Annotated in this window: 23 protein-coding genes and 1 tRNA gene; 22 read left to right on the forward strand and 2 right to left on the reverse strand. The window is 63.0% G+C overall.

Features of this window, described 5'->3' with window-relative positions; genetic code table 11:
• Positions 1 to 41 precede the first annotated feature (41 nt).
• The 13 genes from M6689_RS00515 (at position 42) to M6689_RS00575 (ending at position 11,707) form a co-directional block, all read left to right on the forward strand.
• Positions 42 to 1,976, forward strand: coding sequence for an ATPase, T2SS/T4P/T4SS family (locus M6689_RS00515; RefSeq protein ID WP_298266585.1), 1,935 nt, complete (start codon positions 42 to 44; stop codon positions 1,974 to 1,976).
• Between the two features lie 142 nt (positions 1,977 to 2,118).
• Positions 2,119 to 3,186, forward strand: a complete 1,068-nt coding sequence (pheA, locus tag M6689_RS00520) for a prephenate dehydratase (protein WP_298266587.1) — start codon at positions 2,119 to 2,121, stop codon at positions 3,184 to 3,186.
• A complete protein-coding gene (locus M6689_RS00525; RefSeq protein ID WP_298266589.1) occupies positions 3,183 to 4,055 on the forward strand; it encodes a prephenate dehydrogenase/arogenate dehydrogenase family protein in 873 nt (290 codons plus the stop codon). The genes pheA and M6689_RS00525 overlap by 4 nt, the downstream gene beginning before the upstream one ends.
• A gap of 24 nt (positions 4,056 to 4,079) precedes the next feature.
• A complete protein-coding gene (gene aroA, locus M6689_RS00530) occupies positions 4,080 to 5,384 on the forward strand; it encodes a 3-phosphoshikimate 1-carboxyvinyltransferase (protein WP_298266592.1) in 1,305 nt (434 codons plus the stop codon).
• Positions 5,384 to 6,094 (forward strand): (d)CMP kinase, encoded by a 711-nt coding sequence (gene cmk / locus M6689_RS00535; RefSeq protein WP_298266634.1) that lies wholly within the window; start codon positions 5,384 to 5,386, stop codon positions 6,092 to 6,094. The genes aroA and cmk overlap by 1 nt, the downstream gene beginning before the upstream one ends.
• Before the next feature lie 43 nt (positions 6,095 to 6,137).
• Positions 6,138 to 6,986: a 4-hydroxy-3-methylbut-2-enyl diphosphate reductase gene (locus M6689_RS00540; RefSeq protein ID WP_298266594.1), complete on the forward strand. Its 849-nt coding sequence runs from the start codon at positions 6,138 to 6,140 to the stop codon at positions 6,984 to 6,986.
• A gap of 66 nt (positions 6,987 to 7,052) precedes the next feature.
• Positions 7,053 to 8,807: a 30S ribosomal protein S1 gene (locus M6689_RS00545; RefSeq protein ID WP_298266596.1), complete on the forward strand. Its 1,755-nt coding sequence runs from the start codon at positions 7,053 to 7,055 to the stop codon at positions 8,805 to 8,807.
• Positions 8,808 to 8,895: 88 nt separating this feature from the next.
• Positions 8,896 to 9,180: an integration host factor subunit beta gene (locus M6689_RS00550; protein ID WP_298266598.1), complete on the forward strand. Its 285-nt coding sequence runs from the start codon at positions 8,896 to 8,898 to the stop codon at positions 9,178 to 9,180.
• Positions 9,181 to 9,193: 13 nt separating this feature from the next.
• Positions 9,194 to 9,281, forward strand: a tRNA-Leu gene (locus M6689_RS00555).
• A gap of 179 nt (positions 9,282 to 9,460) precedes the next feature.
• Positions 9,461 to 10,705 (forward strand): integrase arm-type DNA-binding domain-containing protein, encoded by a 1,245-nt coding sequence (locus M6689_RS00560; RefSeq protein WP_298266600.1) that lies wholly within the window; start codon positions 9,461 to 9,463, stop codon positions 10,703 to 10,705.
• Between the two features lie 108 nt (positions 10,706 to 10,813).
• On the forward strand, positions 10,814 to 11,092 hold the full coding sequence (locus M6689_RS00565) for a cytotoxic translational repressor of toxin-antitoxin stability system (RefSeq protein ID WP_298266602.1): 279 nt from the start codon (positions 10,814 to 10,816) through the stop codon (positions 11,090 to 11,092).
• The gene (locus tag M6689_RS00570) at positions 11,061 to 11,420 is read left to right on the forward strand and encodes a helix-turn-helix transcriptional regulator (protein ID WP_298266604.1); all 360 of its coding nucleotides are present in this window, start codon (positions 11,061 to 11,063) and stop codon (positions 11,418 to 11,420) included. Before M6689_RS00565 ends, M6689_RS00570 begins: the two co-directional genes overlap by 32 nt.
• A 110-nt stretch (positions 11,421 to 11,530) precedes the next feature.
• Complete coding sequence (locus M6689_RS00575) at positions 11,531 to 11,707, forward strand: hypothetical protein (RefSeq protein WP_298266606.1); 177 nt, start codon at positions 11,531 to 11,533, stop codon at positions 11,705 to 11,707.
• 113 nt (positions 11,708 to 11,820) lie between these two features.
• On the opposite strand, the gene M6689_RS00580 is transcribed toward M6689_RS00575, so the two are convergent.
• Positions 11,821 to 12,006, reverse strand: a complete 186-nt coding sequence (locus M6689_RS00580) for a hypothetical protein (RefSeq protein ID WP_298266608.1) — start codon at positions 12,004 to 12,006, stop codon at positions 11,821 to 11,823.
• 348 nt (positions 12,007 to 12,354) lie between these two features.
• Here M6689_RS00580 and M6689_RS00585 point away from each other — a divergent pair, with 348 nt between their 5' ends.
• The 6 genes from M6689_RS00585 to mtaB all read left to right on the forward strand — a co-directional run bounded on the left by M6689_RS00585 (position 12,355) and on the right by mtaB (position 17,519).
• A complete protein-coding gene (locus tag M6689_RS00585; protein ID WP_298266610.1) occupies positions 12,355 to 12,708 on the forward strand; it encodes a hypothetical protein in 354 nt (117 codons plus the stop codon).
• A 135-nt stretch (positions 12,709 to 12,843) separates the two neighbouring features.
• Positions 12,844 to 13,521 (forward strand): serine O-acetyltransferase, encoded by a 678-nt coding sequence (gene cysE / locus M6689_RS00590; RefSeq protein ID WP_298266612.1) that lies wholly within the window; start codon positions 12,844 to 12,846, stop codon positions 13,519 to 13,521.
• A 12-nt stretch (positions 13,522 to 13,533) separates the two neighbouring features.
• Positions 13,534 to 13,962, forward strand: coding sequence for an Rrf2 family transcriptional regulator (locus tag M6689_RS00595; protein ID WP_298266614.1), 429 nt, complete (start codon positions 13,534 to 13,536; stop codon positions 13,960 to 13,962).
• Positions 13,959 to 15,134, forward strand: a complete 1,176-nt coding sequence (locus tag M6689_RS00600; RefSeq protein ID WP_298266616.1) for an aminotransferase class V-fold PLP-dependent enzyme — start codon at positions 13,959 to 13,961, stop codon at positions 15,132 to 15,134. The genes M6689_RS00595 and M6689_RS00600 overlap by 4 nt, the downstream gene beginning before the upstream one ends.
• The gene (gene mnmA, locus M6689_RS00605) at positions 15,124 to 16,221 is read left to right on the forward strand and encodes a tRNA 2-thiouridine(34) synthase MnmA (RefSeq protein ID WP_298266618.1); all 1,098 of its coding nucleotides are present in this window, start codon (positions 15,124 to 15,126) and stop codon (positions 16,219 to 16,221) included. Before M6689_RS00600 ends, mnmA begins: the two co-directional genes overlap by 11 nt.
• Positions 16,222 to 16,223: 2 nt before the next feature.
• Complete coding sequence (gene mtaB, locus M6689_RS00610) at positions 16,224 to 17,519, forward strand: tRNA (N(6)-L-threonylcarbamoyladenosine(37)-C(2))-methylthiotransferase MtaB (protein WP_298266620.1); 1,296 nt, start codon at positions 16,224 to 16,226, stop codon at positions 17,517 to 17,519.
• Here mtaB and M6689_RS00615 read toward each other — a convergent pair.
• On the reverse strand, positions 17,506 to 18,150 hold the full coding sequence (locus M6689_RS00615) for a YkgJ family cysteine cluster protein (RefSeq protein WP_298266621.1): 645 nt from the start codon (positions 18,148 to 18,150) through the stop codon (positions 17,506 to 17,508). The genes mtaB and M6689_RS00615 overlap by 14 nt on opposite strands.
• A 293-nt stretch (positions 18,151 to 18,443) precedes the next feature.
• Between M6689_RS00615 and M6689_RS00620 the strand changes: the two genes are divergently transcribed.
• The 3 genes from M6689_RS00620 to lpxC all read left to right on the forward strand — a co-directional run bounded on the left by M6689_RS00620 (position 18,444) and on the right by lpxC (position 20,583).
• The gene (locus M6689_RS00620) at positions 18,444 to 18,671 is read left to right on the forward strand and encodes a hypothetical protein (protein ID WP_298266623.1); all 228 of its coding nucleotides are present in this window, start codon (positions 18,444 to 18,446) and stop codon (positions 18,669 to 18,671) included.
• Positions 18,672 to 18,868: 197 nt separating this feature from the next.
• Positions 18,869 to 19,699 (forward strand): DUF5684 domain-containing protein, encoded by an 831-nt coding sequence (locus M6689_RS00625; protein ID WP_298266625.1) that lies wholly within the window; start codon positions 18,869 to 18,871, stop codon positions 19,697 to 19,699.
• A gap of 56 nt (positions 19,700 to 19,755) precedes the next feature.
• Complete coding sequence (gene lpxC / locus M6689_RS00630) at positions 19,756 to 20,583, forward strand: UDP-3-O-acyl-N-acetylglucosamine deacetylase (RefSeq protein ID WP_298266627.1); 828 nt, start codon at positions 19,756 to 19,758, stop codon at positions 20,581 to 20,583.
• Positions 20,584 to 20,738: the final 155 nt, after the last annotated feature.

The following is a 20,738-nucleotide window of genomic DNA, read 5'->3' on the forward strand; positions in this document are numbered from 1 at the left end:
AGGGGGGCGCCAGAGCTGAGACGTGAGGAGGCAACGGCTGCATGTCCCAGAAAAAGGTCGGAGAAATTCTTCTCGAAAACCGGCTGATAACCGAAGAGCAGCTTCGTGAAGCACTGGAACTCCAGAAGGTCTTTCCCGATCAGCCGGTGGGCCAGTTGCTCTGCAAGCTCGGCTACCTCTCGGAGAGCGAGCTTTCCTACATCCTTGAACAGAGCGGCAAGCGCCAGAGGCTCGGCGATATCCTCCTGAAGGAGCGCCTCATCGACGAGGAGCGCCTCTCCCAGGCCCGGGCAACGGCAAAGCGCGACGGCACCACGCTTGAGCGGGTGCTCCGCAAGCTCCGCTTCGTGGAAGAGGAGCCCCTCGCCAAGGCGGTAGCCACCCAGTACGACCTCTCGTTCGTTCATATCAACACCCTTGAGATCGAGCCGGAACTCGCCCGCGCCATCAACGCCAGCTACGCGCAAAAACAGCGTATCGTCCCCATCTCGAAAATCGGCAACACCATCACCCTTGCCATGGCCTATCCGCTCAAGCTCCATGAGCTGAAAGAGCTCGAGCAGAGCATCCGTTGCCGTATCATTCCGGTCATTGCGGCGGAGAGCGAAATTGCGCAGGCCCAGCAGCGGCTCTATAAGACCGCCGTCGGTTCCGCACAGCCCCACGGTTTCGATGAGGCTGACCTGGAAATTTCTCCCGGCAGCATCACCGATATCCTGAGCGGGGTCGTCGAAGACGAGCCGGACATCGATGATGAGGTCCGCAAGGTTTCGGAGCGCGACAGCATCATCGTGAAGCTGGTGAACAAGGTCATCTTCGATGCCCACCAGTCACGGGCCTCCGATATCCACATCGAGCCGTACCCCGGCAAAAACGACGTGATCGTTCGGATGCGGGTCGACGGCCGCTGCAAGGTGTATCAGCGCATCCCCTACAAATACAAGTACGCCATACCGTCGCGCCTCAAGATCATGGCCGATCTCGACATTGCGGAGAAGCGCAAGCCCCAGGACGGCAAGATCAATTTCAAGAAGTTCGGGCCGCTGGACATGGAGCTGCGCATCGCCACCATGCCGACCGCCGGCGGGCTCGAGGATGTGGTGATCCGGCTCATCAACACGGGGGAGGGCTACTCCTTCGACAAGCTCGGACTGACGGCGCGCAATCAGCGCGTCTTCGAGGAGTCGATCAGGAAGCCCTACGGACTCGTCCTGGTGGTGGGTCCCACGGGGAGCGGCAAGACCACCACCCTCCATGCGGCCATTGCAAAGATCAACCGGCCGGAGGTGAAGATCTGGACCGCAGAGGACCCAGTGGAGATTACCCAGAAGGGGCTGCGGCAGGTGCAGGTGAATCCGCGGATCGGCCTCACCTTTGCCGCGGCGCTCCGCTCGTTCCTTCGCCTCGACCCCGACGTCATCATGGTGGGCGAAATGCGCGACGAGGAGACCGCTTCCATCGCCATCGAGGCATCCCTGACGGGACACCTCGTCCTCTCCACCCTCCACACCAATTCGGCTCCCGAGACCGTCACCCGTCTCCTGGAGATCGGTCTCGACCCCTTCAGCTTTTCCGACTCGCTGCTCTGCATCATGTCCCAGCGCCTTGCGCGGCGCCTTTGCGAGGAGTGCCGGGAGATCTACCGCCCCGGCAGGGAAGAACTTGCCGAGATCATTGCGGAGTACGGTGAGGATGATTTTGCCGCAACGGGGCTCGTGGGGAATGAACTGGTGCTTGCACGCCCCGTCGGTTGTCCCGCCTGCGGACAGAGCGGATACCGGGGACGTCTGGGGATTCATGAAGTGCTGGAATGCTCCGATCCCCTCAAGGGGCTGATCAAGAAACGTTCCGATACCGAGTTGATCCGCCGCCAGTCCATGGCCGACGGGATGACAACGCTTAAGCAGGATGGCATTCTCAAGGTGTTTCAGGGGCTTACCGATCTCCAGGAGGTCCGCAAGGTCTGCCTCAAGTGATGCCGCCTCCTCTCCCCGAAACCGGTACCGGCGGATGACGCCGTATACCAAAAATTGTTTGCATTTTAGACCCCTTTGCTATAAAGTACCCCCTCCACGGCTTGCCCGCTAACTCCCCACCGGACGGTCCCTAACCGACACCATGAAGACACTCGAAGAGCTCAGGCGCGAGATCGACGCCATCGACGACAATATTCTCGAACTCCTTAATCGCCGGGCCAGGCTTGCCCTCGAAGTCGGCACGGTCAAGGCGGGGGAGAACAGAGATTTTCACGTTCCGAGCCGCGAACGGGAGATCTACGAGCGGCTCACGGCCGCAAATTCCGGTCCCTTCCCGAACGAGGCGATCCGAAGCGTCTTCCGGGAGATTATTTCAGCATCCCTTGCGCTCGAAGCGCCGATGAAAGTTGCCTTCTTCGGTCCGAAGGCGACTTTCACCCATCTTGCGACAATGCAGCATTTCGGCCTTTCCGCCGAGCTCATCCCCCAGAAGTCGATTCCCGCGGTCTTTGAGGAGGTCGAGAAGGGGCGGGCGCTTTACGGGGTGGTGCCGGTGGAGAACTCCACCGAGGGGATGGTCTCCCACACTCTCGACATGTTCATGGAGAGTGAGCTGAAGATCAACGCAGAGGTGCTGCTGGAGATCCATCATTATCTCCTGTCCCGCACCGGTCGTCTGGAGGACATCCGGAAGGTCTATTCCCATCCCCAGCCCATTGCCCAGTGCCGCAACTGGCTGGCGGAAAACCTTCCCAACGTTCCGGTGGTCGATGTGGCCTCCACGGCCGTGGCGGCCCAGATCGTCTCCGAAGATTACACGTCCGCCGCCATCGCCAGCGAGCTCGCCGCCTCCCTGTACGACCTCAAGGTGGTGCGGGAGCGGATCGAGGATCAGGTCAACAATTTCACCCGCTTCCTCGTCATCGGGAAGAAGATGGCGGAGAAGGGGGGAGACGACAAGACTTCCCTCATGTTCTCGGTCAAGGACGAGCCGGGGATCCTCTACCGGATGCTGGAGCCCTTCGCGAAGCGCGGCGTGAGCCTTTCCAAGATCGAATCGCGCCCCCTCAAGAAAAAGGCTTGGGAGTACATCTTCTTCCTCGACCTTGCGGGGCACATTACCGATCCGGTGGTCGCCGATGCGGTCCGGGAGCTGAAGGGGTACTGTCAGTTCGTCAAGGTCCTCGGGTCTTACCCCCGGGCGAAATGACCATGGCGGCAATCTTCATCAACCGGTTGACGGTGGTGGGAGTCGGCCTTATCGGCGGCTCGCTGGTCCGCGCCCTACGGCGTGCGGGGGCGGTGGGAGAAGTCGTCGGCGTCGACCTCGACCGGGAGAACCTGCTGCGGGCGAAGCAGTTCGGGGTCATCGACCGCTGCGCCGAAAGCCTTGCCGACGGGGTCGGCGGGGCCGATCTGGTGTTTGTCTCCGTGCCGGTCTGCGCCATCCCCTCGGTGGTCCGGGATCTCGTGCCCCATCTCGCTCCGGGGGCCATCGTGACCGACGGCGGGAGCGTCAAGGGAGGGATCGTCGCCGCCTGCGAAGCGCTGATGCCGCCGGGAACCCATTTCGTGGGGGGGCACCCCATCGCCGGCACCGAGCATTCCGGGGTGGAGGCCTCCTTTGCCACCCTGTATGAAGGGAAACGCTGCATCGTCACCCCCACTTCCCGCACCGACGCCGCGGCCCTTGAAACGGTCGTCCGGATCTGGGAGACGGTTGGTTCCGAGGTGGTGCTGATGGATGTGGAGAAGCACGACCGCCTGGTTGCCGCCATTTCCCACCTGCCGCACATGGTTGCCTATGCCCTGGTGAGCGCGGTGGAGGGATACGACCGGCTGGGGGAGGGAGTTCTCCAGTATTCGGCCGGCGGGTTTCGCGATTTTACCCGCATCGCCTCCTCCGATCCCGCCATGTGGCGCGATATCGCCCTCATGAACCGTGAGGGGGTGCTCGAAATGATGGATCACTTTGCGGCGTACTTCGCTACGCTCCGGGCCCTGGTCGCCGCCGGTGATGCCGATGGTCTGGAGCGCTTTTTCCGCGAATCGAAGGAGAGCAGGGACGCAATTCTGTAACTACCCACTGAGCGAGTTTGCGCCATGACCGAGACAAGCGTACAGAGCTATTCCACGCGGCCCGTAACCGGAATCCGGGGCGAGCTCGCCGTGCCGGGCGACAAGTCGATCTCCCACCGTTCCATCATGCTCGGCTCCATTGCCCGGGGGGTGACTACGGTGCGGGGATTTCTCCGCGGCGAGGACAATATCGCCACCCTGAATGCCTTCCGCGCCATGGGGGTGACGATCGACGACGACGGCGAACTGCTGCGGATCGAAGGGAAGGGGCTCCACGGCCTCGCCGAGCCCTTTGACGTCATCGACTGCGGCAACTCCGGCACCTCCATCCGCCTCCTGACGGGGCTTTTGGCCCCCCAACGTTTTTACACCGTCCTGACCGGTGACTGCTATCTCCGCCGCCGCCCCATGCGGCGGGTGGTCGAGCCCCTGGCGCGGATGGGGGCGGCGATCTTCGGCCGCGAGGGAGGGGAAAAGGCCCCGCTGACCATCGTCGGACGCGACCTGTCGGGCATCTCCTACGACTCGCCGGTGTCGAGCGCCCAGGTCAAATCGGCCCTGATGCTGGCCGGCCTCTACACCACGGGGGAGACCCGCATCACGGAACCCCATCTTTCCCGGGACCACTCCGAGCGGATGTTCCGTCACTTCGGGGCCGATATCGAGACCTCCCCCGCCGGCGTCGTGGTGCGGGGGGGGCGTGAGCTGGAGGGGCGGGAGATCGTGGTGCCGGGCGATATCTCGTCCGCCGCCTTCTTCCTGGTGGCGGGGCTCATCGTTCCCGGTGCCGAGCTCCTCATCCGCGGGGTAGGGGTCAACCCGACCAGGACCGGCATTCTCGACATCCTGACCGCCATGGGGGGGGCCATTGAACTCATCGACCGGCGGGAGGTCTCCGGCGAGCCGGTTGCCGATCTCCTGGTCCGTTCATCGCGGCTGAAGGGGATCGAGATCGCCGGTGACGTGGTCCCCCGCGCCATCGACGAGTTCCCGGTCATCTGCGTTGCCGCCGCCCTGGCCGAAGGGCGGACCGTGATCCGCGAGGCCCGGGAGCTCCGGGTGAAGGAGACTGACCGGATCGCCGCCACGGCCACGAACCTTCGAGCTGCGGGGGTGACCGTCACCGAGACCGCCGACGGGATGGTGATCGAGGGTCGGGAGCGGCTCGACGGCTGTACCGTCGAGAGTTTCGGCGACCACCGTATCGCCATGTCGATGCTCGTTGCCGGCCTGGTGGCCGTAGGGGGGGTCACCGTCAACGATGTGGAGTGCATCGGCACGTCGTTCCCTTCCTTCATCCCGCTCCTCGAAAGGATTTGCGCGGAATGATGAAGGGTGGGGGAGAGAAGGCCGGCCTCATCATTGCCGTCGACGGCCCTTCCGGTGCGGGAAAAAGCACCATCACCAAGGCGCTCGCAGACCGCCTCGGGTACGTCCACATCGACACCGGGGCGATGTTTCGCGCCGTGGCCCTTACGGCACTGCGGGCCGGTGTCGACGGCAGCGACGACGAGGGGCTTGCCCGGCTCTGCGCCTCCCTGGAGATCGCCTTTGCGCGAACGAACGGTTGCTGTCGTGTGATGGCCAACGGCGAGGATGTGACCGACGCCATCCGGACGCCCGAGATCAGCCTCCTCACCTCCACCATCTCGGCCCGCAAGGTCGTGCGCGACTTCCTGCTGGAGGTCCAGCGCCGGATGGGGCGTGCCGGCGGCGTGATCCTCGAAGGGCGGGACATCGGGACGGTGGTCTTTCCCGACGCCGATGTGAAGTTCTTCCTCACCGCCTCGGTGGAGGAACGGGGCCGGCGCCGCTGGCTGGAGCTTGCCGCCAGGGGGGAGCAGCTCACGCTGGCGGAGACCATTGCCGCCGTGGCCCGACGCGACGAGCAGGACTCGGGGCGTGAGCACGCGCCGCTTCGCCGGGCGGCCGATGCTGTTGATGTCGATTCCACGGGTCTTTCCATTGACGAGGTGCTCGATCGGATGGAAACGATCGTGCGGGAGAAGGAGCGCCTGCTTGCCATGGCGCGGCAGTGATGGAGTTTAGTTCGAATTCTTCGCACCGGGAGTGTCACCGCAGATGGAAATAGTGCTTGCCAAACGCGCCGGCTTCTGTTTCGGCGTGAAACGGGCCACCCAGATGGCGTTTGAAGCCGCCGACAAGGGGGGGGCAACCTACACCCTCGGTCCGATCATCCATTCGCCGCAGGTGGTTCAGAAGCTGGAGGAGATGGGGGTCAAGGTGCTTAAGACCCTCGATAACCTCGACGACGGGACCATCATCATCCGTTCCCACGGCGTGACGTCCGATGAGCTCGAAGAGGCGACCCGCAAGGAGCTGGAAATCGTCGACGCCACCTGTCCCTTTGTCAAGAAGGCGCAGGAACACGTGAAGAGTCTCTCCCTGGCCGGATACGACGTGGTGGTTGTGGGTGACGCCGATCATCCGGAGGTCCAGGGGATCGTCTCCTACGCCGAAGGGAAGGTCTTCGTGGTCGGTTCATGGGAAGAGGCGGCCCGGCTGCCGAAGATGAAGAAGGTCGGTATCGTCGCCCAGACCACCCAATCCATCGAGAACCTCAAGCATGTGGTCCTCGAATGCCTGAAGAAAGGGGGCGAGATCCGGGTCTTCAACACCATCTGCGACGCCACCGCCGTCCGGCAGGAGGAGGCCAAGTCCCTTGCCCGGGAAGTCGACTGCATGGTCGTCATTGGGGGGTACAACAGCGCCAACACCAAGCGGCTCGCGGAGGTCTGCGTGGAGTTGCAGCCCCGGACCCATCAGATCGAGACCGCCCAGGAGCTGGACCCTGCATGGTTCGCCGGGGTCAACCGGGTGGGGGTGACCGCCGGCGCTTCAACGCCGAAGTGGCTCATCGACGAGGTGATCGACCGGATCGCGGTGCTCGATGCCGAGAAAAAAGATTGAGTTTTCCGATAGATATGTGCTATGTTTGCATATCCTAATTCACGAGCTTCAGGGAGGCCAGCAGTAATGAGTGACGACAAGGGGATGAACAACCGTACCGCCATGACGATCAAGCGATTCGCCGATGCGGACGACGAGATGGAGCAGGGAGGGGGGGAGTTCGAAGAACTCTTCCAGGACAGTCTCCGCCACCACCAAGTGGGTGAGCTCGTCAAGGGAACCGTGGTACACATTACCCAGGAACTGGTCCTGGTGGATATCGGCTACAAGTCGGAAGGGTGCATCCCCATCGACGAGTTCTATGACGAGGAAGGAAACCTGACCGTCAAGGTTGGCGACGAGGTGCGCGTTGTCTTCGACCGGAAAGAGAATCAGAAGGGGTATGCAGTTCTCTCCAAAAAGAAGGCCGACCGGCTTGCCGCCTGGGATGCCATCGAGGCAGCCGGCGGCGAGGGGGGAATCGTCGAGGGGACGATCACCGGCAAGGTGAAAGGGGGCCTCACGGTCGACATCGGCCTTCAGGCGTTCCTGCCGGCATCCCAGGTCGACATCCGGCCGGGGGGGAACCTCGACCGGTACATCGGCGTCACCGGCCGGTTCAAGGTCCTCAAGCTCAACAAGAAGCGCGGTAATATCGTCCTGTCGCGCCGGGTCCTCATGGAGGAGGAGCGGGAAAGCTCCCGCAAGGAGACGCTGGCGACGCTGGCGGAAGGGCAGGTGCGCGAAGGTGTTGTGAAGAACATCACCGACTACGGCGCCTTTGTCGATATCGGCGGCGTAGACGGTCTCCTTCATGTAACCGACATGTCGTGGGGGCGGCTCGGCCATCCGTCCGAGATGCTCAAGCCGGGCGACAAGATCAGCGTCAAGGTCCTCAAGTACGACCAGGAAAAAGGCAAGATTTCCCTCGGCCTGAAGCAGATCGCTCCGGACCCCTGGCTTTCGGTCAGCGACAAGTACCGGGCCGGTGACCGGGTGTGCGGCAAGGTGGTGAGCCTCGCCGACTACGGCGCGTTCATTGCCCTCGAAGAAGGGGTCGAAGGGCTCGTCCACGTCTCCGAGATGTCCTGGACCCGCAGGCTCCGTCACCCCTCCGAGATCCTCTCGGTAGGAGACGAAGTGGCGACCGTCGTTCTCGGCGTCGACATGGCGAATCGCAGGATTTCCCTAGGCCTCAAGCAGATTCAGGTCAATCCCTGGACGCAGCTGGAGGACAAATATCCGGTCGGGACCAAGCTTGAGGGACAGATCAAGAGCATCACCGACTTCGGGGTGTTCATCGGCGTCGAGGAGGGGATCGACGGTCTCGTCCACGTCTCCGACATCTCTTGGACCAAGCGTGTGAAGCACCCGGGCGAGATCTTCACCAAGGGGCAAACCGTCCAGGCCGTGGTCCTGAACATCGACGTCGAAAACGAGCGGCTTTCCCTCGGGATCAAGCAGCTCACCCCCGATCCCTGGAGCGAGATCCCGGTCAAGTACCGTGCCGGCACCCGTGTGAGGGGAAAGGTTACCTCCGTGACCGACTTCGGCGTCTTCCTCGAAATCGAGGAGGGAATCGAAGGGCTGATCCACGTTTCCGAGCTTTCCCGTGAGAAGGTCGCTTCGCCCAAGGATGTCGCCAATGTGGGGGACGAGATGGAGGCAGTGGTCCTGAGCGTCGACGAGAGTGACAAGAAGATTGCCCTTTCTGTCAAGTCGCTGCAGGCTGCCGCCGAGAAGGCCGAGATCGAGTCCTACATGCAGGACCGGGGCGAGGCTACCTCCAACCTTGGCGAACTGCTCAGGGAAGGGCTCAAGAAGAGCGGCGACAACGATTGATCCACGAACTTCGGGACATGCGGCAGACTGGCCCGTGCCGCATCCTCGCGAGCGGGCCTCACTTAACATCGCATCAAGGAGTGCAGTAATGACTAAAAGTGAACTGGTCGAGCAGTTGGCGGAACTCAATACCTGGCTGACCCGCAAGGATTCGGAGACGATCGTAAATCTCGTGTTCGACAGCATCAGCGACGCCCTCCGGAAGGGGGAGAAGGTCGAGATTCGCGGTTTCGGCAGCTTTACCGTCCGTGAGCGGGGCGCCCGTGAGGCCCGTAACCCCAAGAGCGGCGCCATCGTGAAGATCCCTGCCAAGAAGACCCCCTTCTTCAAGACCGGCAAGGAGCTCAGGGAGCGGGTGAACGACCTGGGCTGACCAGATTGATCCCGCCCGGATGGCGGAACTGGTAGACGCAAGGGACTTAAAATCCCTCGGCACTTAGTGCTGTGCCGGTTCGATCCCGGCTCCGGGCACCAAATGGCGGTTCAAGGTAGTGTAAGTCAGTACGAGAAGCCCCGAGAAATCGGGGCTTTTTCTTTTTCTGTTGTCCGGTAGTGTCCATAGCGGTATACTTAAATCCAGAAATTATGACGGTATCTTTGAGGGTATACCGTCAAATGTTGGAAGTGGATACCGTCAAAAGGGGGTAGGTCCAATGCCAAAGCGGATTCAGCCGTTGACCGAGCTTCAGGTAAGGAACGCGAAGCCGAGGGAAGGGGAATACAAGCTTGCTGATGGCGGGGGGCTGTATCTTCTGGTGACCCCCTCCGGAGGTAAGCTCTGGCGGTGTGACTACCGTTTCAACGGCAAGCGGAAGACGGCGGCCTTTGGAGCGTATCCAGCTGTCACTATCTCTGACGCAAGGCAGCGCCGCGAGGATGCCAAGAAGCAGCTCGCCAATGGTAATGACCCGTGCGAGGCAAAGAAGGCTCAGAAGGCCGCAATCTTGGCCGAGACGGCAAATACCTTCGAGGCAGTAACGCGGGAGTGGCACAAACGGTTCAAGTCTCAATGGTCCGTGAACCACGCCGAACGAATCATGAGGCGTCTTGAGCTTGACGTCTTCCCCTTCATCGGGTCGCGACCGATTGCCGAGATCAAGGCCCCTGAGATGTTGACCGTATTGCGCCGGGTTGAGGCACGGACCCTTGAAACAGCACACCGGTTGAAGATTGCATGCGGTCAGGTGTTCCGGTATGCCGTCGCCACTGGCCGAGCCGAACGTGACCCGGTTGCAGACCTGCGGGGCGCGTTGCCTCCGACGAAGTACAAACACATGCCGGCACCCACTGACCCGAAACAGGTTGCACCTCTTCTGCGTGCCATAGACGAGTATCAAGGTTCTTTTGTCGTCAAGTGCGCCTTGCGACTTGCCCCACTGACCTTTGTTCGTCCTGGGGAACTGCGGAAAGCGGAATGGTCAGAGATCGATCTTGACGCGGCAGAATGGAACGTACCCGGAGTGCGGATGAAGATGAAGGACGCTCACCTTGTGCCCCTGTCAACTCAGGCCGTTGAAATCCTCCGAGAGCTTCATGCTTTGACCGGCCGAGGGCGCTATGTATTCCCCGGCCACCGTTCTCCCCTCCGGCCCATGAGTGAAAATGCCGTCAACGCGGCGCTCCGACGTATGGGTTTCGAGAAGTCCGAGATCGTAGGTCATGGTTTTAGGGCCATTGCGAGAACGCTTCTTGACGAGGTATTGCAGGTCCGACCTGACTTCATCGAACACCAGCTTGCACACGCGGTCAAAGATCCAAACGGGCGCGCCTACAACCGGACGGCGCACCTTGCCGAGCGCCGGAAGATGATGCAGCTATGGGCCGATTATCTGGACGGGCTGAAGGCGGGAGCGAAGGTGATACCGTTGAGGGGGAAGACAGGACAAGGCGAAGCGTAGCATTGCGTGGAATCCTTTCGATGGAAGCATTGGCGCGGTTTTTCCCCGCCTTTTTACTATTGCGCCTCCTATGTTGACACGATACTAAAAAATAGTATAAGGTGACTTATGGAATGGATTGTCAGGATCACGGGCAAGGTTGATAAGCAGGCGCGAAAGTTGCCGAGAAGCATTATCGACCGGCTCTTTCTTCTCATGGAGGAGATCAGGCTTTCCGGCCCCGTTCGCGGCAACTGGCCGAACTATGGCAAGCTGAGGGATGGTCGGCATCATTGCCACCTGAAAAAGGGTAAACCAACTTACGTTGCGGTATGGGAAGAACGCGACAAGGAAATCAGACTTATCGAGGTGACTTATGCAGGGACTCACGAAAAAGCACCCTACTGACGACATGGTGACGTTGCGTCTGAGGGTCCACCCCCAGAACGTGGAGCGGATTCGCCGGTATGTGGACAGCATCGAGGCGACGGACGAAGAGGGTTCAGTCTCCCTGGGGGATTTCTTTACCGGTCATTTCCCCGGCGAGTCGAAGCCTGCCGTCAGTCTGCGTGGTGCCCGTGGCAAGGAGGAGCTTACCCAACGGCAGCTTGCAGAGATGACCGGCATTCCCCAGCGGCACATCTCCGAGATGGAGAACGGCAAGAGGCCCATCGGAAAGGAAGCAGCCAAGAAGCTGGCAAAGGCCCTGAACGTCGATTATCGAGTATTTCTGTAGATACCACTTTCCGGGGATAGGTCACGGCTGATCACCGTGGCCGACAAGCTGGTTATCCTGGACCAGCTTCCCCGGCAATGCACTGGGAGCGTTTATGGGAGAGCGCAAGAATGAATCAATCACTGGGAACGGCCGAAGAATGGCAGAGATGGATAGTCGCTCGAAAACTTATTGCAGGAGAAATTCTCACAGACCTTGAACGAAAAAAAGCAGCGGAATGGATCGTTGGGCAGCCAATTAATCTACCAGAAGGGACCGGGAATCGTGGCAAGTCTGAATTTTCGTGAGAGTCACATTCGTTTGTTTCGGTGATTTTGTCCATAGCTTACACCTCGCGCAAGAGAATGCGTGATCAATGACATTGAAGAAATACAGGGCAACGTCTTAATGAACAATAATATTATTTAGGCTGGGGGCAATACGGACAGTCCTTCCAGCGCAACTCTTCGCCCTCGCGGCCATCCGTCCGTTTCGGCTTCCTCTCCGGCTTCTTGCTATTGGGCGGATCGTCCCCCATCCTCCGCACCTGCTCTATGGCGTCCTGTACCATTTTCAGCTTCGCCGCCTGGATGTCTTTCGCTTTCACGAGCTTTCTCCTCTTCGTTTTCAGAAAAAAAGCACCGGTGCAGTGTGATGAGGTGAGGCCGTTGTCACATCGGAGTGGCCTTGTAGTATCGGTGACGAGCGGCTCGTCGGCGAGATGCATCACAAATATGATGGCAAAAGGCAGGGGGGTTTTGTATCATATCGAAGACTCGAATGAGGGTAGCGTTGATAGTTTGGCGGCATTTTTGGAGGTATCCTGTTAGGTTATACAGTAGATACTGCTATTATAACGGTGGGTTGTGCTAGGGGTTCGAGTCCGGCTCCGGCACCAGCAGGAACACGAGGGGCTTGGCCGTTTAGGCCGGGCCCCTTCGTTTTTGGGGGAACGATGGCCGAAGAGCGACTGGCACGGCTCCTGCGCCGTTTTGCTGCCGCGGCTGCACTTCACGCCGCGGCGGTGGAGGCGATGGACGAGATGGGCGCACAGCATCACGCTGTCGTGCTCAACCGGCTGTATGCCGAGATCGTCCGGTACGGGGAACAGGGACGGGAGGAGCTCGTGCTCATGGCCGAGCGAGGCGTGGGAGCGGTTGCTGGCATGGCGGCGGTGTACTCGCTTCGCCACTATCCGCAACGCTGCATCCCGGTCCTCCGGCGCCTGGCCGAAGAGACGGGATTGCTCGGCTTTCGCGCAAGCGTTGCCCTTGAGCGCTGGGAGCGGGGGGAGTGGGAGTTGGAGTAGCGGAAACTATAGTTGACAGAAATTGTAGGGTATGATACCTCACAATTAGTACCGGTGAGGTCGCGTGCTGGCCGGTCGACTCTGGTTTCAGGTGCCAATCCCGTGCAGGGGGGACTCCCCCGGGAAGGATGATCAATGTTTGCACGACTGCGGGAGGATATCCAATCGGTTCAGGAACGGGACCCCGCGGCACGGAGCGCGCTGGAGGTCTTCTTCTGCTATCCCGGGCTCCACGCCATCTGGTTCCACCGGCTTTCCCACTGGTACTGGCGGCACGAGTTCTTCTTCCTGGGGCGGTTTCTCTCGCACCTGGGACGGTTTTTCACCGGGATCGAGATTCACCCCGGAGCGACCATCGGTCGCCGGCTTTTCATCGACCACGGCATGGGGGTGGTGATCGGCGAGACCGCCGAAATCGGCGACGACGTGACGATTTACCACGGCGTTACCCTTGGCGGCGTCAGCCTGGAGAAGAAGAAGCGCCATCCCACCATCGGGAGCAACGCAATCATCGGTTCGGGGGCCAAGGTCCTCGGCCCCTTCACGGTGGGGGACGGGGCCAAGATCGGCTCCAACTCCGTGGTGGTGAAGGAAGTCCCTCCCAACGCGTCCGTCGTGGGGATTCCGGGGCGGGTGGTCATGGCCACCGAGAAGCCGAAGGAAAAGGCGGACTTCGAGCACGGCAAGCTTCCAGACCCCGAGGCGAAGGCGATCTCCTGTCTCTTCGAGCAGCTTCGGGAACTGGAGCGCAAGTATGCCGAACTTTCGGCCGATCATGCCGCCCTTAGGCGTGAGGTTGAGGGGAAGCGGTAACGAAAGGAAGCAATGAGGCTTTCGACGAGGGCACAATATGCGGTGCGGGCCATGGTTGACCTCTCGCTCCATTCGGGGGGGCGCCCCGTGGCGCTCAGGGATATCGCGGAGCGCGAGGATATCCCCCTCAACTACCTGGAGCAGCTCTTCAACCGCCTGCGGCGCGGCCGGATCGTGGAGAGCGTCCGCGGTCCCGGCGGGGGCTATCTCCTGGCGCGCGAGAGTGCGGCGATCCGGGTGGGAGAGATCGTGGCAACCGTCGAGGAGCCGCTGACCCCCGTTTCGTGCATGGATGAGAAGAAGGGGGGGTGCACCCGTCCGGAGGCATGCACCACCCATAACGTCTGGCAGATGCTCGGGGAGCGGATCCGGGGGTTCCTCGACTCCATCACCCTGGAGGATCTGACGCGGGAGGCCCGGAGACGCGGCAGCACGGAATGAACATGAATACGGCAGGACACGCGATAATCTATCTGGACCACAATGCGACGACGCCGGTCCACCCGAAAGTGGTGGAGGCGTTGTTGCCGTTTCTAACGGAAAAATTCGGCAATCCCTCCAGCATCCACTGGGCCGGCCGCGCTGTGAAGGGGGCGGTGGAGGAGGCCCGGGAGCGGGTGGCGTACCTGGTGGGGTGCGAGCCGGGGGAGGTGGTCTTCACCGCCTCGGGGACCGAAGCCGACAACATGGCGATCAAGGGGGTGGCGGCGGCCCTCGCCGGCCGGGGGAACCACATCGTTGCCACGCGGGTCGAGCATCCCGCCGTGGTGAACCCGCTTCTCCACCTCGCGCAGCACGGCTTCGCCGTTACCTGGCTCGATGTGGATGGCGACGGGCTGCTGGACCCGCAACGGCTGGAGGGGGCTCTCACCGACCGGACGATCCTCGTCTGCGCCATGACCGCCAACAACGAGACCGGCGTCCTCTTCCCGCTGCGGGAGATCGCCGAGATCGCGGTCCGGCGCAAGGTCTACCTCCACTGCGACGCGGTGCAGGCGGCGGGAAAGCTCCCCCTCGGGTTCCGGGAGTCGGGAATCTCGCTCCTCGCCCTCTCCGGCCACAAGCTCCATGCCCCCAAGGGGGTCGGCGCCCTGGTGATCCGCCGGGGGGTGAAGTGCCACCCCCTGATCCATGGCGGGGCCCAGGAGCGAAACCGCCGCGGCGGCACCGAAAACGTGGCGGGGATCGTCGCCTTCGGCACGGCGTGCGAGATCGCCGCCGCCACCATGGCGGAGGAGATGGCGCGGCTGAAGCTGTTGCGGGACCGGCTCGAAGAGGGGGTCCTGGCGCGGATTCCAGGCTCCCGGGTAAACGGCTCCCGCAAGCGGCGGCTCCCGACCACCACCAACATCTCCTTTGTCGGCGTGGAGGCCGACTCGCTCCTCATGGCGCTGGACCTGGAGGGGATCGCCGCCTCCTCCGGCTCCGCCTGCAGCTCCGGCACCCTAAAGCTCTCGCCGGTCCTCTCCGCCATGGGGATTGCGCCCGAGGTTGCCCGGGGGTCGATCCGCTTCTCGCTGGGGAGGGGAAACACGGAAGAGGAGATTGACAGGGTGCTGGAGGTGCTGCCCGGGATCGTGGCGCGGATGAGAAGGGGAGGAGATGGTTCTTAAGAATAAACAGCGCATCGTCGTCGCCATGAGCGGCGGCGTCGACTCGTCGGTCACCGCGGCCCTCCTCAGGGAGGAAGGCCACGAGGTGATCGGCATCTCCATGCAGGTCTGGGACTACTCGAAGTTCACCGCCCCCGACGGGGAGAAGTTCGGCACCTGCTGCTCCCTGGACGACATCTACGACGCCCGCCGGGTGGCGGAGCAGATCGGGATCCCCTTCTACGTGGTGAACTTCGAGGAGGAGTTCCAGCGGCTCGTGATCGACGACTTCGTGGACGAGTACTTCCGCGGCCGCACCCCCAACCCGTGCGTCCGGTGCAACGAGCGGATCAAGTTCGCCCTCCTGCTGCACAAGGCGCGGGAGCTGGGCGCCGACTACCTCGCCACGGGACACTACGCCCGGATTGAGCGGGGGGAGGACGGCCGGCTCCACCTTCTGCGGGGGCTCGACCCGGGGAAGGACCAGAGCTATTTTCTCTTCACCCTGACCCAGGAGCAGCTGGGCCGCATCCTCTTCCCCCTGGGGGGGATGACCAAGCCGCAGGTGCGGCAGCTGGCGGCCCGCTACGCCCTGCGGGTGGCGGAGAAGGGGGAGAGCCAGGAGATCTGCTTCGTCCCCGACAACGACTACGTCCGGTTCCTGGAAGAGGAACGGGGCAAGGGGGAGGTGGCGGGGGAGATCGTGGACGGGGCGGGGAATGTCCTCGGCCGTCACGAGGGGACCTACCGCTACACCGTGGGGCAGCGCCGGGGGCTCGGGATCGCCCATCCCCATCCCCTCTATGTCGTCGGGGTCGATGCGGCGCGGCGGCAGGTGATCGTCGGGCCGAAGGAGGAACTTCTGGCTGCGGGGCTCGTGGCAGCGGACGTCACCTGGGTTGTTCCCCCTGCCGGGGAGACGGTGGAGGCGGCGTGCAGGATCCGCTATCGCCACCACCCCGTCCCCTGCACAGTGACGGTGCAGGAGGGGGGACGGGCGGAGGTCCGGTTCCGGGAGCCGGAGAAATCGGTGACCCCGGGGCAGGCGGTGGTCTTCTACGCCGGCGACGAGGTCCTCGGCGGCGGCTGGATCGAGGGGAAACGGTAGCGATGCAGCGTGTGGCCATAACCACCCTCGGGTGCAAGATCAACCAGTTCGAGTCGGCGGCCATATCCGAGAGCCTCGGGAAGGAGGGGTTCCGGATCGTCCCCTTCGGCGAGGAGGCCGACGTCTACGTCATCAATACCTGCACGGTGACGGCGAAGACCGACGCCGAGTCGCGCCGTCTCATTCGCCGCGCCCTGCGCGCCAACCCCGGGGCGCGGGTGGTGGTGACCGGCTGCTATGCACAGGTCGCCCCCGGCGAGCTGAAGGAGCTGCCGGGAGTGTCGCTGGTGGTGGGGAACAGCGAAAAGAAGGGGCTTGCCGGGCTCCTCAAGGGGGCAGTGCCGGCACAGAAGGTGCTCGTTTCGGACATCTCCCGCGAGCGGAGCACCGAGGCGCTGCAGCTCGAAAGCTTCGCCGAGCACACCCGGGCGTTTCTCCAGGTGCAGAACGGCTGCGACGCATTCTGCTCCTACTGCATCGTCCCCTATGCCCGGGGAAGGAGCCGCAGCGTCCCCTTCGACCAGGCGCTGGAGGGGATCAAGACCTTTGCCGTCAGGGGGTTCCGGGAGGTGGTCCTCACCGGCATCCACCTGGGGGGGTACGGCCTGGACCTGGAGCCCCCCGCAACCCTTCTGGCGCTCCTGGAGGCGGCGGAGGCTAAGCGGTGGGTGCCGCGCCTGCGGGTCGGCTCCGTGGAGCCCCAGGAGGTGACCGACCAGCTCATCGCATTCCTCGCCCGGGCGAAGACCGTCTGCCCCCATCTCCACCTCCCGCTCCAGAGCGGCGACGACCGGGTCCTGGAGCGGATGGAACGCCGCTACACCGCGGCGTACTTCCGGCGGACGGTGGCAGCGCTCGCGGCGGCGCTCCCCGACATCTTCATCGGCTGCGACGTAATCGTCGGCTTTCCCGGCGAGAGCGACGAGGAGTTCCGCAACACCGTCCGGCTCCTGGAGGAGTTGCCGGTGGCGGCGCTCCATGTCTTTCCCTATTCTCGCCGGGACGGGACCCCGGCGGCCCGGATGGCGGACCAGGTGGACCCGAAGACGATCCGTACCCGGGGGGAGATCCTCCGGGAGCTTTCGGAGCGGAAAAAGCGGGAATTCTTCGGTCGCTTCACGGGGCGGGAACTGCCGGTCCTCGTCCAGTACCGGGGCCGGGACGGGCTTCTGGTGGGGCTGTCGCGAAACTACATCCCCGTCACCTTCGCCGGGGACGAGTCGTGGGGCAATACCGAGATCACGGTGCGGATCACCGAAGCGTCGGCAGAGGGGTGCCGGGGGATCATTGCCGGCTGAGAAGCGTCGCCACCGATTGCGTCAGCTCGCATCCCCGGTCGTCGAGACCGAGGCGGGCCAGCCCCTCCGCCACCCCCCGGAAGGCGGTATCCACCAGGAACTTCTGGAAGAGGTTCATCAGGAGCGGCTCTTCTTCGTCGCCGGCAGCGGCGTCGAGGGCCAGGCGGCACGCACCCGGGTCGGTGGAGGTGACTGCGCGGCAGGTGAGGGGGCGGACGTGGTGGATCCGGCACCGCCCGCCCGGGTCGAGGAACGGGCAGGGGATATGGCGCCGGATCCGCTCGCCGTCGTCCATCCAGCGAACTTTGCCGGCGGTGTCTTCGATCGCCGTCGCCAGCGCCCCCCGTTCTCCCGCGCCGATGGCCGTCCGCAGGTATTCGGCGATGGCGACCGCCTCGGGAAAGAGGACCGTCACGTTCACCACGCAGCACGCGGCGCATCCCGGTCCGCAGGCGATCAGGGCCCGCTCCGCCCCAGCCATTTCCCTCGCCAGGGTCGCCTCTACGGAGGCGACGATCTCCGCCATGACGGCCGCAATCTCCGCTGCGTCCCGCGCCTCCTCCATTCCGCGGGCCATTCGCCCGGTAACCTCGCTACCGAACGCCGTGAAGTCGAAGGAATCGTGGGGCATCTCTCCCTCCCGCTCCGAAACAGTCCCAATTGAGAAGACTCTATCGAAGCTTCGCGAAAAATCAACGGAAGAGTCATGCTGCCCGCTCTGCCCGCGCGGCTGCCTAGCGATTCGGCACGGCTGAGGGGGCGCGGACGGCTGCCGATGAAGGTCGGCGGCGACGCCAAATGCCCGCCAGCCGCGCATGGACGGGCGATTGCGGCTGTTGGCCTTTCGTTGGCACGTCTCATGAAACTGCAGGGTATGCCGGTCAGTGCGGTTCAGATGCCGGCGCGAAAGGGAGGATCAAGACCATGTCCACCGATCTCGTACCGTTGGCGGAGGCAGCCCGGGAGCTGGAAACCACCCACCTCCGACTCCTCATGCTCGTGAAACAGGGAGCTCTGGCGGGGGAAATGCTCGAAGGGGAATGGTTCATACCCCGCCCCGCCATCGAACGGTTCAGGGCGGCGGGGGGAGACCGCCGGACCGACCTGGCGTGCAAGGCGTCGTGCGGCAAGTCTTCGTGCAGCTGTGGCTGATTTAACCTATAAAAAGACTCATCAACTCCCTCATCCGCCACGGCGCCCGGCGGGAAAACTTCCGCGCCAAGGTTTTCAGTCCCGGATCGTTCTGAACTGCAAATATGCGGCGCCAGCGCGGTTGGTGTCAGGGTAACGGCATGCTTCGTGCTTGACCCGAAGGCGCAGGCTATTTCTCGTGTGCATTGGGGGATGAAATGGCTAACCGTTTCTGGGCGGCACTTGCCGCCGCTCTGGCGATCCTTTCGGCGGTGGCGCTCCATGCGGCAACCTTGCGCAGCGTCCACCTGACGGACGGCAGTGTCATTCAGTGTCAGTCGGTCTGGAAAAATGACGGAAAAGTGATGATCCTTGTCAACCGCGACACCCTGGTGGAACTTCCCCGGGACGAGGTGGACCTGAAAAAGACCTTCGGGAAACCGCGGCGCCATCCCGCCCGGAAGAAGATGACGGTTGCGGTGCCCGCTACGGAGCGGGACCCCTCCTCCCCCGCCGTGAAGCCGGTACAGGCGCCGCCGAAGGCTGAGCCGCCGGCGCCGTCGGGAGCGGAAAGACCATCCCCGGCGGCGTCGGTGACCGTAGCCACCCCGGCCGTTCCCTCACCCGAGCCGGCACCGGTGCCGGCTCCCCCGGCGCCGGCCGCAAAGGTGTCCGTGACGCCCCATCCGGTCTCCCCCGCCGTTGCGGCCGTCCCCGCGCTGTTCGGCACCGGTTTCCTGGTCGGCATGCTCCTCTTTGCGGTGCTGCTCGTTGCCTCCTTCTGGAAGGTCTACGAAAAGGCGGGGGAAGCGGGGTGGAAAAGCCTCGTTCCGTTCTACAACCTCTTCATCCTGGTGAAGATCGCCGGCAAGCCGTGGTGGTGGTTCCTGCTCCTCTTCGTGCCGCTGGTGAACGTCGCCATCGGCATCCTCCTTCACCTGGCTCTGGCGGCCCGCTTTGGCAAGGGGCCTCTCTTCGGGCTGGGGCTCGCCCTCTTCGGTTTCGTCTTTTTCCCGATCCTGGCGTTCGACAAGTCGGTTTATCGGTGAAGACCCGCGGGGCCGGATGAGGTTCGGCTAACCTCCCAATAGGGCAGCAGATAATCATGATCAAGCGTCAGACAACCATCAACAGGATCTTCAGGCTGAGCGGCATCGGCCTCCATACCGGCCGGGAAGTGACCCTCGAATTTCTCCCCCGGCGCGAGTTCGGCATCGCCTTCGTCCATAACGGCCGCACCATCCCGGCGCGCTACGACATGGTGGCCGACACCCGCCTCTCCACCCAGGTGGCCGCCGACGGGGCTGCGGTGGCCACCATCGAGCACCTGATGGCCGCCTTCTACTATGCCGGCGTCACCAACTGCCTCGTCTACATCGACGGCCCCGAGGTGCCGATCATGGACGGCTCCGCCTGGGAGTTCTACCACGAGATCTGGCGGGCGGGGCTCTACGAGTTTCCCGAGCCCGGGGTCTACCTGAAGGTGCTCCGGCCGGTGGAGGCGCGGCACAGCGATGCCTGGGTGCGGGTGAAGCCGCTCAACACCCTCGACATCACCATGACCATCGAGTTCCGCCCCCCGGTCGGAAGGCAGCGCAAGCGGGTCATGGACGTGGAGAACGCCGTCTCCATCATCAACTCCCGCACCTTCGTCCTCCATGAGGAGATCGAGGCGATCCGCAAGGCGGGGCTTGCCAAGGGGGGCTCCCTCGACAACGCCGTCGTCATAGGCGGCGACAGCATCGTCAACCCCCACGGCCTGCGCTACAAGAAGGAGCTCGTCAACCACAAGATCCTCGACCTGATCGGCGACCTCTACACCTGCGGCTACCGGATGCTCGGCAAGGTGGAGGCGTTCAAGACCGGCCACCATCTCAACAATCTGCTGCTGCGGGAGATCTTCTCCGACCGGGAGAACTTCGCCATCTACTGATTCACCCCTGCCACTCAACCGATGAAAAAAGCCCGCAGAATGCGGGCTTTTTTCATGCCGGGAGCAGTCCTCACATCCCGAGCACGAGGAGCGTCACGAGGGTGACGACGGTGTAGAGGATGTAGAGATGGAGCTGACCGTGCTGGAGCCTGCGG

Source organism: Geobacter sp., assembly GCF_027327745.1.
GTDB lineage: Bacteria > Desulfobacterota > Desulfuromonadia > Geobacterales > Geobacteraceae > Geobacter.

Excerpts from the sequence above, each read along its gene's own strand:
- M6689_RS00575 (WP_298266606.1), top strand. The coding sequence starts at position 11,531 with ATGAATCAATCACTGGGAACGGCCGAAGAATGGCAGAGATGGATAGTC.
- M6689_RS00540 (WP_298266594.1), top strand. The coding sequence starts at position 6,138 with ATGGAAATAGTGCTTGCCAAACGCGCCGGCTTCTGTTTCGGCGTGAAA.
- mnmA (WP_298266618.1), top strand. The coding sequence starts at position 15,124 with ATGGTTCTTAAGAATAAACAGCGCATCGTCGTCGCCATGAGCGGCGGC.
- pheA (WP_298266587.1), top strand. The coding sequence starts at position 2,119 with ATGAAGACACTCGAAGAGCTCAGGCGCGAGATCGACGCCATCGACGAC.
- M6689_RS00615 (WP_298266621.1), bottom strand. The coding sequence starts at position 18,150 with ATGCCCCACGATTCCTTCGACTTCACGGCGTTCGGTAGCGAGGTTACC.
- aroA (WP_298266592.1), top strand. The coding sequence starts at position 4,080 with ATGACCGAGACAAGCGTACAGAGCTATTCCACGCGGCCCGTAACCGGA.
- M6689_RS00560 (WP_298266600.1), top strand. The coding sequence starts at position 9,461 with ATGCCAAAGCGGATTCAGCCGTTGACCGAGCTTCAGGTAAGGAACGCG.
- M6689_RS00625 (WP_298266625.1), top strand. The coding sequence starts at position 18,869 with ATGGCTAACCGTTTCTGGGCGGCACTTGCCGCCGCTCTGGCGATCCTT.
- M6689_RS00550 (WP_298266598.1), top strand. The coding sequence starts at position 8,896 with ATGACTAAAAGTGAACTGGTCGAGCAGTTGGCGGAACTCAATACCTGG.
- M6689_RS00620 (WP_298266623.1), top strand. The coding sequence starts at position 18,444 with ATGTCCACCGATCTCGTACCGTTGGCGGAGGCAGCCCGGGAGCTGGAA.
- lpxC (WP_298266627.1), top strand. The coding sequence starts at position 19,756 with ATGATCAAGCGTCAGACAACCATCAACAGGATCTTCAGGCTGAGCGGC.
- M6689_RS00565 (WP_298266602.1), top strand. The coding sequence starts at position 10,814 with ATGGAATGGATTGTCAGGATCACGGGCAAGGTTGATAAGCAGGCGCGA.
- M6689_RS00600 (WP_298266616.1), top strand. The coding sequence starts at position 13,959 with ATGAACATGAATACGGCAGGACACGCGATAATCTATCTGGACCACAAT.
- cysE (WP_298266612.1), top strand. The coding sequence starts at position 12,844 with ATGTTTGCACGACTGCGGGAGGATATCCAATCGGTTCAGGAACGGGAC.
- M6689_RS00515 (WP_298266585.1), top strand. The coding sequence starts at position 42 with ATGTCCCAGAAAAAGGTCGGAGAAATTCTTCTCGAAAACCGGCTGATA.
- mtaB (WP_298266620.1), top strand. The coding sequence starts at position 16,224 with ATGCAGCGTGTGGCCATAACCACCCTCGGGTGCAAGATCAACCAGTTC.
- M6689_RS00525 (WP_298266589.1), top strand. The coding sequence starts at position 3,183 with ATGACCATGGCGGCAATCTTCATCAACCGGTTGACGGTGGTGGGAGTC.
- M6689_RS00585 (WP_298266610.1), top strand. The coding sequence starts at position 12,355 with ATGGCCGAAGAGCGACTGGCACGGCTCCTGCGCCGTTTTGCTGCCGCG.
- M6689_RS00545 (WP_298266596.1), top strand. The coding sequence starts at position 7,053 with ATGAGTGACGACAAGGGGATGAACAACCGTACCGCCATGACGATCAAG.
- M6689_RS00595 (WP_298266614.1), top strand. The coding sequence starts at position 13,534 with ATGAGGCTTTCGACGAGGGCACAATATGCGGTGCGGGCCATGGTTGAC.
- M6689_RS00570 (WP_298266604.1), top strand. The coding sequence starts at position 11,061 with ATGCAGGGACTCACGAAAAAGCACCCTACTGACGACATGGTGACGTTG.
- cmk (WP_298266634.1), top strand. The coding sequence starts at position 5,384 with ATGAAGGGTGGGGGAGAGAAGGCCGGCCTCATCATTGCCGTCGACGGC.